Genomic DNA, 13,478 nt, shown 5'->3' on the forward strand with positions numbered 1-13,478 from the left:
CCATCCTAGGGATCAGGCGAAGAGGTGCTCGAAGGCCTTGAGGTTGGCCGTCGACTCGCCGTTCTGCGACCGCCAGGCGTACTCGCGGCGGATCGAGGAGGCGAAGCCCAGCTCGAGGAAGGTGTTGAAGTCGCCGTCGGCGGCCTCGAGCACGGAGCCCAGGACGCGGTCGATCTCGTCGGCGGTGATGGCGTGCCGGGGGATGCGGCCGACGAGGTGGATGTCGCCGACCCGGTCCAGGGAGTAGTGCACGCCGTAGAGCCGGGCGTTGCGCATCAGCATGAACTTGTAGACGCCGACGTGGTTCTCGTCGGGCTGACGACAGACGAACGCCTGCACCGCCATCGTCTGGTCACGCACCAGCAGCCAGCAGTGCGTCTGCAGGCGGGACGTTCCCGGCAGGGTGACGATGAACTGCCCCTCGCCGCGGTGCGCGTGGTCGACCTCCATGTCCGCGAGGGCGTCGGCGATCAGGGTGTCGGCCCCGGGGTGTGTGGTCATGCGCGTCCTCCGACCCGCGCGTGGAACTCGCGGCGGGCCTCGTCGTAGGCGCCCAGCAGGGCTTCGGTCGTGCGGTCCCAGGAGAAGCGGTGGGCGTGCTCGGCGGCCGCCGACGCCATCCGCTCGCGACGGTCCGGGTCCAGGGCCAGCTCGCCCAGGGCGTCGGCCCAGTCGCCGATGTCGTGCCCGGTCACCAGCAGCCCGGAGCGGCCCTCGGCGACCGCCACCGGGAGCCCGCCGACCCGGGTCGCGACCACCGGCGTCCCGCAGGCCTGGGCCTCCAGGGCGACCAGGCCGAACGACTCGTTGTGGCTGGGGACGGCGACGACGTCGGCGGCGCGGTAGACGTGGACCAGCTCGTCCCCGCCGCGGGGCGGCAGGAAACGCGTGACGTCGTCCAGGCCGAGCTCGGTGTTCAGCTCCTGCAGCGCCGTCGGCTCGGCCATCCCGCTCCCCGACGGCCCCCCGGCGACGAGCACGACCAGGCGCTCGCGCAGCGACGGGTCCCGGTGGAGCAGCTCGGCCGCGGCGCGCAGCAGCACGTCGGGGGCCTTGAGGGGCTGGATGCGGCCGACGAACGCGAGCACGACGGCGTCGTCGGCGATGTCGAGCTGGGCGCGGGCGGCGCGCCGGTCGCCGGGCCGGAAGCGGTCGGTGTCGACGCCGGGCGGGATGGTGACGGTGCGCTGCGGGTCGGCGTCGTAGAGGTCGATCAGCTGCTTGGCCTCGATCTCGGTGTTCGCGACGAGCCGGTCGGCCTCGGAGACGACCTGGTCCTCGCCGATCACCCGCACGCGCGGCTCCGGGGTGTCCCCCGCGGCCAGCGCGGCGTTCTTCACCCGGGCCAGGGTGTGCGCGCTGTGCACGAGCGGGACGCCCCAGCGGTCCCGGGCGAGCCAGCCGACCTGCCCGGAGAGCCAGTAGTGCGAGTGCACGACGTCGTAGTAGCCGGGCTCGTGCCGGGCCTCGGCGCGCAGGACACCGGCGGTGAACGCGCACAGCTGGCTGGGCAGGTCGTCCTTGCCGAGACCCTCGAACGGCCCGGCCGCGACGTAGCGGACCTGCACGCCCGGGGCGAGCTCGACGAACGGCGGCTGCTCCGACGACGTCGCCCGGGTGAAGATCTCGACCTCGACGCCGCGGCGTGCCATCCGGATCGCGGTCTGGGCGACGTAGACGTTCATGCCGCCCGCATCACCGGTGCCCGGTTGCTCGGTCGGCGAGGTGTGCACCGACAGGACGGCGACCCGCTGCGGCAGCTCCGACCGTGTCACGTCCACTTCCTAGCACGCGAGGTGGTTGACAGCGCACCGACCAGTGCGCGGAGCGGGTCCGAGGCGTGCCACCGCCCGTCGGCGCCGGGCCAGGCCGCGACGGTGATCCGCCGCTGCTCCGGGGCGGTGAGGTCGACGCGGAGCTCGTCGTGGCGGACCAGCTCGCCGTCCGGGACGCCGACGCCCAACGTGTGGCACGCCACCACGACCTCGGTCACCTCGGCCCAGCGGACCGGGGTACCGGCGGCGGGCTCGGACGGCTTGCCGCGCACGGTCTCCGAGGCCAACGGCAGGTCCAGCAGCTCGGCGAGGACGTCCGGGTCGCCGCCGGTGACCAGGCCGCGACCCTCCAGTGCGGGCGCCGCCCACGGCGCGTCCAGGACGACGGCACCCTCCGCCGCGACGACGGCGCCGGTCAGGGCGCGGACCCGGTCCGGCGGGTCGAGGTCGGCGACGTCGACCCGCTCCGCGGTCAGTGCCTCGGCCAGCACGGCGTGCGCGGCGACGACGAGGCCGGGCCCGGCCTCGCGGCGGTCGTCCCCGAGGCGGTCCAGCAGGTCCGCGGCATCGCCGGGGCCGTCGACGTGCAGGCGGTCGCGGACGCCGGCCGCGGCGAGCACCGCCTCGTCGCCGTTCCCGACCGGCACGGGGTCGTAGAGCCCGGCCAGGCCGGTGGCGGACGCGGTGCGCCAGTGGCTCGCCGGGTGCCCGCCGATCCTCGCGTGCCGGGCCAGCCACCAGGCCGTGTAGCCGCCGGGAACGAGCACCGCGGCGCGGGTGTCGCGGTCACCGGCCAGGAGCGCGAGCGCGGCCGGCCAGGCGTCGTCGGCGACGAGGTCCAGATCGCGGACCGCCACCACGGGCTCGGTTCCGGGCTCGTGTTCGTCGAGCCAGGCGTCGGCGTCGTGCAGATCCAGGTCGCCGCCGTCCGGCGCGGTGACGACCGCGAACGAGTCCAGCACCCCGGCCGCGACGAGCGCGTCGCGACCGGCGTCGGTCCACTCCTGCGCGAGCACCCCGACCGGGGCGTCCGGGTCCAGCACGGGTGCGATCGCGGCGTCGGGCAGGACGAGCTCGTCGGCGCGGGCGGGGACGCCGTCGTCGTCGGTGAGGGCGAGTGCTCCGGCCCAGCTCTCCCGTCCGGCGCCCTCGAGCAGGGCGAGGACGGCGCGGGCCAGCGGTTCGACGTCGAGACCGGCGTCGGCGTCGTCCAGCGAGCGGGCGACGGCCTCGCGCAGCGCGGGGTGGGCGCGCAGCGCGGCCCGGTCGGCGTCCCCGGCGCCGAGCCGGCGCAGCAGCGGATGCACGGCCTCGGGTGCGGCGACGTGCAGGCCGGAGATCCCCAGCGCGGCGATCGCGGTGACCGCGTCGTCGCCGCCCTCGTCCGGCAGCAGCACCGATCCGGGCCCGCGTACGACCCGTCCGTCGGCGAGCGGGACGGGCAGCGCGCGCAGGTCGTCGGCCAGTCCCGGCACCGCGTCGAGCGCCGGCGCGAGCGCCGCGTAGACCCGCCGCCACCAGTCCGGCGACGCCTCGACCGAGAGCAGCCGGTCCACCAGCTCCGGCGGCGGGACCCGGTCCAGGTCGAGCCCGGATGGCGGGGGCGGCCCGGTCGCGACCAGCCGGGCGAACGACGGGTCCGCCCCGGCCAGCAGCTCGGGCAGCCCGTCGGTGCCGGGCACGTCGAGCCACTCCGCGCGCCGCGGCACCAGGTCCGTGCCGCCGGCGCCGGGCAGCCAGTCCGCGCCGTCCAGGGCGTCGCCGACGGATTCGCGCAGCCGGCCGTCGAGCACGGAGCGGGGGAACGCGGGCTCCGGCACCAGGGCGGTGCGGTCGGCCGGATCGAGGGCGGTCACCAGGTCGGCGTAGGCCCGCCCCGCGGCGGCGACGAGGGCGTCGGTGCGGGCGCCGTCGCGGATCCGGCGACGGTCGGGGTCCAGCGGGAACGGTGCGATCAGCCGCGCCGGGAGGGAGAGCCGCTCGGCGCTCGCGGTGGGGGCGTGCAGCACCTGGGTCCTGTCGGCGGTGAGGGGCCGGGGGTGCCCGTCGTCGTCCACCGGTACCGCCCAGACGACCACCGCGCCGGCGCCGTCGCGTTCCTCGGCCGCCGCCGCCGTCGACCGCACGTCCGCCGAGCGCCGCACGAGCCGCCACCGTCGCGGGCCGACCCGGACCAGACCCCCGGGTTCCTCCGACCGCTCGACGACGTCGTCGCCGACCTCGATCGCGCCGAGTCCGGGCAGCGCGAGCAGCAGGTCGGGGGCGATCGCGCGGACCTCGTCGAGCAGCGCGGACGCCGCGGAGGGGTCGCGCAGCGGGAGCCGGACCTCGCTGGTGAACCCGGACGGGACCGGGTCCTCGCCGGCGTCGAGCGGCCACGCCAGCCGCAGCACCGGCACCCGCCCGTCCCGGCGCTGCGCCTCGGCGGCCGGGCCGGGCAGCGCCGCGACCTCCTCCGCCGTCGCCGACGCGGAGAAGCGCACCCCCACCGCGTCACCGTCCGCGCCGGTGGTGACCAGGCGCGGCTCGTCGGTGAGCGCCAGCACCGCGGCGAACCCGACGCCGAAACGGCCGGTCGCGCCGTCGTCGTCGCGCTTGGCCGAGGCCCGCAACGACGCCAGCGCCGTCACGCCCGCGGCGTCCAGCGGGGCCCCGGTGTTCGCGACCCGCAGCTCGTCACCGGCGACGGTGAACCGCACCCGGCCGGGCCCGCCGGCGGCGTGTCCCGCGTCGGCGGCGTTCTGCACCAGCTCGACGCACCAGGTGTCGGCGTAGCCGCCGAGACGCAGGTCCTCCTCGGCGTTGGCGTCCTCGCGGAACCGTGTCGGCGACGACGCCCACGCGTCGAGGACCGCCGTGCGCAGCCCTGTCGTACCGAACGGATCGGAGGAGGCGATCAGGAGCTCGCGGGTTCCAGGTCCACGCCGTCGTCGTAGACCAGCGCGGAGACGTGCACCGGCGAGCCGATGTCGGCCACCACGTCGGAGTGTGCGCCGCACCCGAACCCGACGGCGACGACCTGCGCGTCGGCCGGGGAGTACTCGTTGGCGCAGACGCCGAACACGCCGCGCATCGACCCGGCCAGCGACATCAGGAACCCGCAGGTCCCGCACGTCGCGGGCGCGGCCTTCGCCAGGTCCGCGGACGGGCCGTACTCGCCGTCCTGCCAGCGCGCCGCGGCCTCGTCGCGGCCGGCGACGGACAGGACGCGCTCGCGGCCCAGCCCGACCTCGGTCGCGACCTCCTCGACGGCCGGGTCCTCGGACTCGGCGTAGCCGGGCACCAGGCGCGGGTCGTCGGCCGGGGCGGGCAGTAGGTCGCCGGGCTTGAGGTCACCGGGCTGCACGCGCTGGTCCCACGGCACCCAGGCCGGGGCCACGAGGGCCTGCGGGCCGGGCAGCAGCACGGCCTCGCTGACCGTCACCGGCTCCCCGTCGCCGACCCAGGCGAGCGTGACCGCCCAGCGCCAGCCGTGGTAGCCGGGCAGCTCGGCGGAGAAGAAGTGGGTCAGACCGCCGTCGGACTCGGCCTCGCAGCCGAGGTGCTCGCCGACGGTGCCGGCGGAGTCGTCGCCGACCTCCGCCGCGGCCTCCTCGACGGCGGCGGAGCGGGCCAGGTCCACGGCGTCGCGCAGCGCGGGCGGTGCGTCGGTGGGGGTGGGTGCGCTCACCCCCTGATTGTGCCACCCGGGCACGATGGCCAGGTGACGGGACGCAGGAGCTTCCTCGCCGCGGCGGCCGTGCTCGCCGTGGCCGCGGGCGTGGCGGGGTGCGGCACGACGGGAGACCCGGCCGTGACGGCGCCCGCCGCGCGGCCCGCGGTGCTCGGCGAGGTCCCGCACGACCGGACCGCGTTCACCCAGGGCCTCGAGCTCGACGGCGGCACGCTCTACGAGGGCACCGGCCTGGCCGGGCGTTCCCAGCTGCGCGAGCTGGACCCGGCGACGGGCACCCTGCGGCGCTCGGTGCCGGTCCCGAACGGGTACTTCGGCGAGGGCATCACCGTCTCCGGCGACCGGATCTGGCAGCTGACCTGGAAAGACGGCGTCGCCCTGGAGTGGGACCGGGCGTCGCTGCGGCTGCTGCGCGAGGTCCCGACGGACGGCGAGGGCTGGGGGCTCTGCGATCTCGGCGGCGGTCCCGGCGGCCGTCTCGTGCGCTCCGACGGCACGTCCACGCTGCGCTTCCACGACCCGGCGACGTTCGCGCAGACCGGCACCGTCGACGTCACCCTCGACGGCGACCCGGTCCCCGCCCTGAACGAGCTGGAGTGCGTCGACGGGCAGGTCTGGGCCAACGTCTGGCGCACCGACCGGATCGTCCGGATCGACCCGGGCACCGGCGAGGTCACCGCCGTCGTCGACGCGTCCGGCCTGCTCACCCCGGAGCGGAGCGCGGGTGTCGACGTGCTCAACGGCATCGCCCACCTGGGCGGGGACGAGTACCTGCTCACCGGGAAACTGTGGCCGGCCCTGTTCCGCGTGCGGCTCCCGTCCTGACACCTCTGCTTGCCACAATGGCGGGGTGGCACGCCCCGGTAACCCGTTCCGTCGCCGCGGGCGCCGCCCGCAGCGCGTGAGCAGTGGCGTGTCCACCGACCCGACGGTGTTCCTGCCCTCCGACGGCACCGGCCCGACGCCCGAGGACCCCACCGTCCGCATCCCGGCCGACACGATCCCCACACCGGACCCGCCGACCCGGAAGCTGCCGCGCAAGCTGACCGTCACCCGGGTCGCGGCGTTCCGCAGCCGCCAGCTGACCGGGCGCGCCGTTGACACGTTCCGGCGCGCCGCGACCGCCGACGGCGCCGACCGCTCCGGGCTCACCGCCCTGACCTACGCGACGATGACGACCTACGCGCTCGACGCCGCGGTCGCCGTCGCGCTGGCCAACACCCTGTTCTTCGCCGCCGCCACGGCCGAGTCGAAGACGAACGTCGCGCTCTACCTGGCCATCACCGTCGCACCGTTCGCGGTGATCGCGCCGGTGATCGGGCCGATGCTCGACAGACTGCAGCGCGGACGGCGGATCGCGATGGCCGTGTCCTGCGGCGGCCGGGCGGTGCTGGCCGTGGTGATGGCGCTCAACTACGACAACTGGATCCTCTACCCGGCCGCGCTCGGCGCGATGGTGCTGAGCAAGTCGTTCCTGGTGCTCAAGGCGGCCGTGACACCCCGGGTGCTGCCGTCGCGGATCACGCTGGCCACCACGAACTCGCGCCTGACGACGTTCGGCATGGTCGCCGGCGGCGTCGCCGGTGCCGTGGCGGCCGGGGTGTCACTGCCGTTCGGGTCCCCCGGAGCCCTCTACTGGACGGCGGCGCTCGGCGTCGTCGGCGCCGTGCTGTGCCTGCGGATCCCGCGGTGGGTGGAGTCGACGGCCGGTGAGGTCGCGGCGTCGCTGCGCTCGACCCGGCGCGGGCGGTCCCCGACCGGGCACAGCGTCCTGGTCGCGCTGTGGGGCACCAGCGCCGTCCGGATCCTGACCGGGTTCCTGACGCTGTTCGTCGCGTTCGTGGTGAAGTCCGCGGCCGAGGAGAACCCCGGGCAGGCGCCGTCGCAGCAGCTGTTCCTGATCGGCGTCGTCGGTGCCGCGGCCGGAGCCGGGCTGTTCCTCGGCAACGCGGTCGGGTCCCGGATCCGGTTCGGGCGCTCCGAGAGCGTCGTCCTGGGCTGCGTCGCCGCCGCGCTGGCCGCGGCCGTGCTCGCCGCCGCGCTGCCCGGGATCGTGACCGCCGCCGTCGCCGCGCTGATCGGGTCGACGGCGAGCGCGATGGCCAAGGTCTGCCTGGACGCGGTGATCCAGCGCGACCTGCCCGAGCACGCCCGGGCGTCGGCGTTCGGGCGCTCGGAGACGGTGCTGCAGCTGGCCTGGGTGCTCGGCGGCGCGCTCGGCGTCCTGCTCCCGCACAGCACGTACTGGATCGGGTTCGCCGTGGTCGCGGGCGTGATCGCGGTGGTCGGGCTCCAGGCCGCGATGATCAACCGTGGGGCGACGCTGGTGCCCGGGCTCGGGATCCGCGCGGCGTCCTAGATCGGCTCCGTAGGCTGGCCGGGTGCGCGTGAACCGACCCACCCTCGCCGGACTCGCCGCCGCCGCGGCGCTGGTGCTCGCCGGGTGCGGCACCTCCGCCCCGCCGACCGTCACGTTCGACATCGGCGGGAACACCCTCACCGCCGCACCCACCCAGTACTGCGACAACCAGCTGCAGAACTGCGCCGACGACGCCAACGCCCGGCTCACCGCGCCCGTCGAACCCGGCACCCCGGTGACGATCACGGTGCCGGAGGAGGTCTCCAGCGCGCCGTGGCAGGTCGCGTTCGCCTACCTGGGCCCGGACGGGAGGACGCGCACCGACGGCCGCAGCCCGATCGCGACGCCCGGGCAGCGCACCGAGTACACGCTGACGCTGCCCGACCCCCGCGACCGTCTGGTGACCGCGCAGGTCCAGCTGTTCGGCCCGGCACCGGTGGCCGACCCGGCCAGTGGCCAGATCACGTTCCCGGTCCGCGCGACGTGGGTGCTCGTCGCTCCGTGAGCGACGGTCAGCCGTCGAGGTCCCGGGCGACGGCGCGGACCACCTCGGCGGCCAGCTTGGCCGTCTTGCGGTCGGGGTAGCGGCCGTGGCGCAGCGTCGGCTGCACCCGCCCCTCCAGCAGCTTGATCATGTCCTCGACCAGGCCGTGCAGCTCCTCGGCGGGACGACGGGTGTTCTCCACCGCGGACGCCTGCTTCTCGACCACGCGCACGGACAGCGCCTGCGGGCCGCGACGGCCCTCGGCCATGCCGAACTCGACGCGCTGGCCGGACTTGAGCGCCTCCACCCCCGACGGCAGTGCCGCCTTGCGGACGTAGACGTCCTCGCCGTCGTCCTGGGAGAGGAAGCCGAAGCCCTTCTCCGCGTCGTACCACTTGACCCTGCCGGTGGGCACCGTGCTCCTCGATTCCTGCGCTACTGCACGACAAACGCGCCCGGATGCCCGAGGACGACCGGACGCGCTCACCACAGCCTAGCTCCGCATCACCCGATCGCGCACCGTCTTCCGGTGCCCGATCGGCCCGGGTGATCAGGCGGTCCGCACGCCCGCCGCGTCGCCGAGGCCCAGCGTCTCGACCGAGGACGCCCGCATCTCGACCTTGCGGACCTTGCCGGTGACCGTCATCGGGAACTCGTCGACGACCATCACGTAGCGCGGGATCTTGTAGTGCGCGAGCTTGCCGGTGGCGAACTCGCGCACCGCGGCGGCGTCGAGCGGGGTGGTGCCCTCGCGCTGGGTGATCCAGGCGCACAGCTCCTCGCCGTACTTCACGTCCGGGACCCCGATGACCTGGGCGTCGAGGATGTCCGGGTGGGTGTAGAGGAACTCCTCGATCTCGCGCGGGTACACGTTCTCGCCGCCCCGGATGACCATGTCCTTGATCCGGCCGGTGATGTTGACGTAGCCGTCGTCGTCCATCACCGCGATGTCGCCGGTGTGCATCCAGCGCGCACGGTCGAGGACCTCGTCGGTCTTCTCCTGCTGGTTCCAGTAGCCGAGCATCACCGAGTAGCCGCGGGTGCAGAGCTCACCCGGGGTGTTGCGGGGCAGCGTGGCCCCGGTCTCGGGGTCGACGACCTTCACCTCGAGGTGCGGCAGCACCCGCCCGACGGTGGACACGCGCAGCTCGAGCGAGTCGTCGCGGCGGGTCTGGGTGGAGACCGGGGAGGTCTCGGTCATGCCGTAGGCGATCGTCACCTCGGTCATGCCCATCCGGTCGACGACCTGCTTCATGACCTCCACCGGGCACGGCGAGCCGGCCATGATCCCGGTGCGCAGGGAGGACAGGTCGTAGGACCCGAACTCCGGGTCGTTGAGCTCGGCGATGAACATCGTCGGGACGCCGTAGAGCGAGGTGCACCGCTCCTGCGCGACGGCGTGCAGCGTCGCCTTCGGGTCGAAGCCCTGCGCCGGGATGACCATCGTCGCGCCGTTGGTGGTGCAGCCCAGGTTGCCCATCACCATGCCGAAGCAGTGGTAGAAGGGCACCGGGATGCACACGCGGTCGTCCGGGCCGTAGCCGAGGATCCGCCCCAGCGAGTGACCGTTGTTGAGGATGTTGTGGTGCGACAGCGTCGCGCCCTTCGGGAACCCGGTGGTGCCCGAGGTGTACTGGATGTTGATCGGGTCGTCGGTCGAGAGCCCGGCCTGGGTCTCGGCGAGCCGGACCCGGTCCCCGGCGTCGCCGCCGGCCGCGACCTCGTCCCACTCCGGCGAGCCGATGATCACGACCTTGCGCAGGTCGGGGCAGTTCGGGCGGACCTGCTCGATCATCCCGGCGTAGTCGGAGGTCTTGAACTCCCGCGCCGCGACCAGCACCGAGATCCCCGCCTGGTTCAGCACGAACTCCAGCTCGTGCGTCCGGTAGGAGGGGTTGATGTTGACGAGGACGACGCCGATCTTCGCCGTCGCGTACTGGACCAGCGTCCACTCGGCCATGTTCGGCGCCCAGATGCCCAGGCGGTCCCCGACCTGCAGGCCCGCCTGCAGCAGCCCGCACGCGACCTTGTCGACGTCCTCGCGCAGCTGCACGTAGGTCCACCGGCGCCCGGTCGAGACCTCCACGAGCGCGTCGACGTCGGGGTACGCCGCGGCGGTGCGGTCGAAGTTGTCGCCGATGGTGTCGCCGAGCAGCGGGGTGTCCGAGACGCCGGAGGCGTAGGAGGGCACGAGTGGGGTTCCGGTGGTCACGCGCACATCCTGTCCCGACCGGTCCCCCGATGCCAACAACCGGCGCGGAACCCAGTGGAACCCTGCCGATACGCTGGATCGATGCACGATCCCCGCGTCCTGCTCGACCCCGCCGCCGACGCCGTACGCAAGCTCTCACGCCGCGGCTTCACCCTCGATCTCGCGTACCTGGAGAAGGTCTTCTCCGGTCGCAACGCCGCCATCCAGCGCGGCGACGAGGCGCGCGCGGAGTCCAAGCGGCTCTCGACCGCGGTGAAGGGCGCGACGCCGGAGGAGCGTCCGGCCCTGGTCCAGGCGTCGCGGGACCTGAAGACGACGGTCTCGGAGGCCGACGAGGAGCAGAAGCGTCTCGACGCCGAGCTCACCGAGTTCCTCCTCGGCATCCCGAACCTGCCCGCCGACGAGCTGCCCGACGGCGCCAGCGACGCCGACGCCGAGCTGGTCCGCACCTGGGGCGAGCCGCTGCCCGCCGAGGGCGCGCGCGACCACGTCGAGCTGGGCGAGAGCCTCGGGATCCTGGACCTGGCGCGGGCCACGAAGCTCGCCGGACCGCGCTTTGCCGTGCTGTGCGGCAAGGGTCCGGCGCTGGAGCGGGCGCTCGCGCGCTACTTCCTCGACGTCGCCACCGGGCGTCACGGCTACACCGAGTTCTCGGTCCCGACGCTGGTCAACCGCGAGACGATGACCGGCACCGGGCAGCTGCCGAAGTTCGAGCAGGACCTGTTCCGCACCGGCGTCGCCGACCGGGACCTGTTCCTGATCCCGACCGCCGAGGTCCCGCTGACGAACCTGCACGCGCGCGAGACCCTCGTCGCCGAGGACCTCCCACTGGCCTACACCGCGCACACGCCGTGCTTCCGTTCGGAGGCCGGCAGCTACGGCCGCGACACCAAGGGCCTGATCCGGCTGCACGAGTTCTCGAAGGTCGAGCTCGTCCGGATCGTGCGCCCGGAGGACTCGCGGACGGAGCTGGAGCTGCTGCTCTCCCACGCCGAGACGGTCATGCAGGAGCTGGGCCTGGCCTACCGCGTGGTGAAGCTGGCGGCCGGCGACATCGGCTTCTCCGCCGAGATGACCTACGACATCGAGGTGTGGCTGCCCGGGCAGGGCGCGTACCGGGAGATCGCGTCGGCGTCGGACTTCGGGTCGTTCCAGGCCCGGCGCGCGTCGATCCGGACGAAGGCCAAGGACGGCACCCGCGGCTTCGCGGCGACGCTGAACAGCTCCGGCCTGCCGATCGGCCGGACGCTCGTCGCGCTGCTCGAGCAGGGCCAGCAGCCCGACGGCAGCGTGACGATCCCGCCGGTGCTCGTCCCCTACTGCGGCTTCGACCGGTTGGTACCGGCCTGAATCTTCCTCACCCCGGCCTTCGCCCCCTTCTTCGCACCGTCCGCGGCGCGGCGCAGCGGGCGGGGTGAGGGCTCGGGCCACGGCCCGACCGGCACCAGCACGCGTTCGGCCGGGGCGAACCCCGCCGGGTAGCCCGGCCTGCGCCAGCTCCCGGCCGGCGAGTCCGGGGGCAGCCAGTGCGGGTGCCAGATCCCGATCGCCAGGTCGATGTCCTCCAGCGCGGGGCGCAGCTCGTCGGTCAGCGGGGTGCGCAGGTGCTCCGCCCACAGCCGGACCCGAAGCTCACGGACGTGGTCGCCGGTCGTGACCATGACCGTCGACAGCTCGGAGTCGGTGCCGCGCATCGACCGGCTGAAGAAGTTCGCCGACCCGACGCCGGCGAACACGTCGTCGACGAGCATCAGCTTGGTGTGCACCGTGAGGTCCTCGATCCGGTGCATCATCACGTTGCCCCGGTCGGCCGGGTCGAGCTGGTCGATCACGCCGCGCTGGATGTCGCCGGTGACGCGGCGGCGGAACTTGTTGACGCCGCCGTCGGCCGGGTCCTTGCGCCCGGAGCAGACGAGGACGACCTTCACCCCGCGCGCCGCGGCGTCGCGCAGCAGGCCGTAGAGCCGGAACGCCCGGCGCCCGCCCGGCGCCTCGTAGAAGTACTGGTCCTCGAGGTAGATGTAGTGCTGCGCGCCGCGGATCGCGGCCGCGAGCGCGTGGAAGACCTCACGCACGCCGTGCTTGGGCATCACCGTCCAGTGCCGCCGGTACAGGGCGAACCACTGGTCGATCTTCCAGGGCCGGAACGAGCGCAGCACCTGCACCGAGGTCCCCGGGGACGGGTACGCCGGGACGTCCGGCGCGGGCGGCAGGTCATGCAGGTAGGGCTCCGGGTTCATCTGTTCCCAGCGCGCCGGCGGGAACCACACGTCGCGCGAGGGCAGCGACGCGGCCTCCAGCCACCGTCCGCGGTAGACCTCCCACACCCGGGCCGCGGCCGGACCGCGCAGCCGCACCGCGCCGTCGTGCCAACCCCAGCGCTCCTCGCCGATCGAGAGGCGGTCGTGCGGCTCGGCGTCGTAGCGGTTCGCCGACAGGTCCAGCCCGCCGACGAACGCGGTCAGCTCGCCACCGACGTGCAGCACCACCATCTTCTGGTGGTGGCACCCGATCCCGGCGCCGGACCAGTCCAGCAGCACCCGCCCGCGCAACGACGCGTGCTCCCGGAACGCGAGCGCGGCGAACACGTTCGCCCGGAACGGCCCGATCTTGACTCCCGGCACGGACCCGCTGAACACCGCCGCGGTGAGGAGGATCCGCACGTCCACCCCCGCCGACGCCTTCTCGGCGAGCAGGTCGGTCAACGGCCGGTAGCCCTCGTCCCCGGGAGCACGGCCGGTGAGGTCCATGTCGGACTCGATCTGCAGGCCGGTCGCGAAGAAGCTGTCCCCGGGCCCGGCGCGGTCGAGCAGCGCGGACACCTGTGCGAAGTAGTCGATCCCGTCGATCACGGGGACCCACTCGGTGTCCTCGGTGAAGGTGGGGCTCTGCGCGGTCCCCGGCACGAGATACCGGCGGGTCAGCTCGTCCAAGGTCGTTCCGGGCACGCGCAGACGCTATCCCCGGCATCCTCC

11 protein-coding genes are annotated in these 13,478 nt (G+C 74.3%); 4 read left to right on the plus strand and 7 right to left on the minus strand.

Translation table 11 applies throughout. The annotated features are described in order from the left end of the window. Nucleotides 1-12: 12 nt before the first annotated feature. Genes EV383_RS27175 through EV383_RS27190 form a run of 4 tightly spaced genes read right to left on the minus strand, consistent with a single transcriptional unit; the run spans nt 13 to nt 5,445 of the window. Complete coding sequence (locus EV383_RS27175) at nt 13-501, minus strand: type III secretion system chaperone family protein (protein WP_130292558.1); 489 nt, start codon at nt 499-501, stop codon at nt 13-15. Continuing rightward, the gene (gene mshA, locus EV383_RS27180; protein WP_242623335.1) at nt 498-1,775 is read right to left on the minus strand and encodes a D-inositol-3-phosphate glycosyltransferase; all 1,278 of its coding nucleotides are present in this window, start codon (nt 1,773-1,775) and stop codon (nt 498-500) included. Before mshA ends, EV383_RS27175 begins: the two co-directional genes overlap by 4 nt. Beyond that, the gene (locus EV383_RS27185) at nt 1,772-4,774 is read right to left on the minus strand and encodes a sacsin N-terminal ATP-binding-like domain-containing protein (protein ID WP_130292560.1); all 3,003 of its coding nucleotides are present in this window, start codon (nt 4,772-4,774) and stop codon (nt 1,772-1,774) included. Before EV383_RS27185 ends, mshA begins: the two co-directional genes overlap by 4 nt. Continuing rightward, nucleotides 4,672-5,445, minus strand: a complete 774-nt coding sequence (locus tag EV383_RS27190; protein WP_130292561.1) for a DUF3027 domain-containing protein — start codon at nt 5,443-5,445, stop codon at nt 4,672-4,674. Before EV383_RS27190 ends, EV383_RS27185 begins: the two co-directional genes overlap by 103 nt. 33 nt (nt 5,446-5,478) lie before the next feature. On the opposite strand from EV383_RS27190, the gene EV383_RS27195 reads away from it, so the two are divergent. From EV383_RS27195 to EV383_RS27205, 3 genes are read left to right on the plus strand one after another with little or no spacing between them, the layout of a single operon-like run. Beyond that, nucleotides 5,479-6,273: a glutaminyl-peptide cyclotransferase gene (locus tag EV383_RS27195; protein WP_423213668.1), complete on the plus strand. Its 795-nt coding sequence runs from the start codon at nt 5,479-5,481 to the stop codon at nt 6,271-6,273. A 25-nt stretch (nt 6,274-6,298) separates the two neighbouring features. Next, nucleotides 6,299-7,807 (plus strand): MFS transporter, encoded by a 1,509-nt coding sequence (locus tag EV383_RS27200; RefSeq protein ID WP_242623336.1) that lies wholly within the window; start codon nt 6,299-6,301, stop codon nt 7,805-7,807. A gap of 22 nt (nt 7,808-7,829) precedes the next feature. Continuing rightward, nucleotides 7,830-8,312, plus strand: coding sequence for a DUF2771 family protein (locus EV383_RS27205; protein ID WP_130292562.1), 483 nt, complete (start codon nt 7,830-7,832; stop codon nt 8,310-8,312). A 7-nt stretch (nt 8,313-8,319) separates the two neighbouring features. Here EV383_RS27205 and EV383_RS27210 read toward each other — a convergent pair whose 3' ends face one another. Together EV383_RS27210 and EV383_RS27215 are read right to left on the minus strand one after the other, a co-directional pair. Beyond that, on the minus strand, nt 8,320-8,706 hold the full coding sequence (locus EV383_RS27210; RefSeq protein WP_130292563.1) for a cold-shock protein: 387 nt from the start codon (nt 8,704-8,706) through the stop codon (nt 8,320-8,322). Between the two features lie 135 nt (nt 8,707-8,841). Further along, nucleotides 8,842-10,503 (minus strand): AMP-binding protein, encoded by a 1,662-nt coding sequence (locus tag EV383_RS27215; RefSeq protein WP_130292564.1) that lies wholly within the window; start codon nt 10,501-10,503, stop codon nt 8,842-8,844. An 81-nt stretch (nt 10,504-10,584) separates the two neighbouring features. Between EV383_RS27215 and serS the strand changes: the two genes are divergently transcribed. After that, nucleotides 10,585-11,853 carry a serine--tRNA ligase gene (gene serS / locus EV383_RS27220; RefSeq protein ID WP_130292565.1) on the plus strand — a complete coding sequence of 423 codons (1,269 nt, stop codon included), beginning with the start codon at nt 10,585-10,587 and terminating at the stop codon, nt 11,851-11,853. Here the strand turns inward: serS and EV383_RS27225 are convergent. After that, complete coding sequence (locus EV383_RS27225; protein ID WP_130292566.1) at nt 11,820-13,451, minus strand: phospholipase D-like domain-containing protein; 1,632 nt, start codon at nt 13,449-13,451, stop codon at nt 11,820-11,822. The genes serS and EV383_RS27225 overlap by 34 nt on opposite strands. Between the last annotated feature and the right edge of the window lie 27 nt (nt 13,452-13,478).

Origin of the sequence: Pseudonocardia sediminis, from assembly GCF_004217185.1 — a bacterium.
In the GTDB taxonomy this organism is placed as follows: domain Bacteria; phylum Actinomycetota; class Actinomycetes; order Mycobacteriales; family Pseudonocardiaceae; genus Pseudonocardia; species Pseudonocardia sediminis.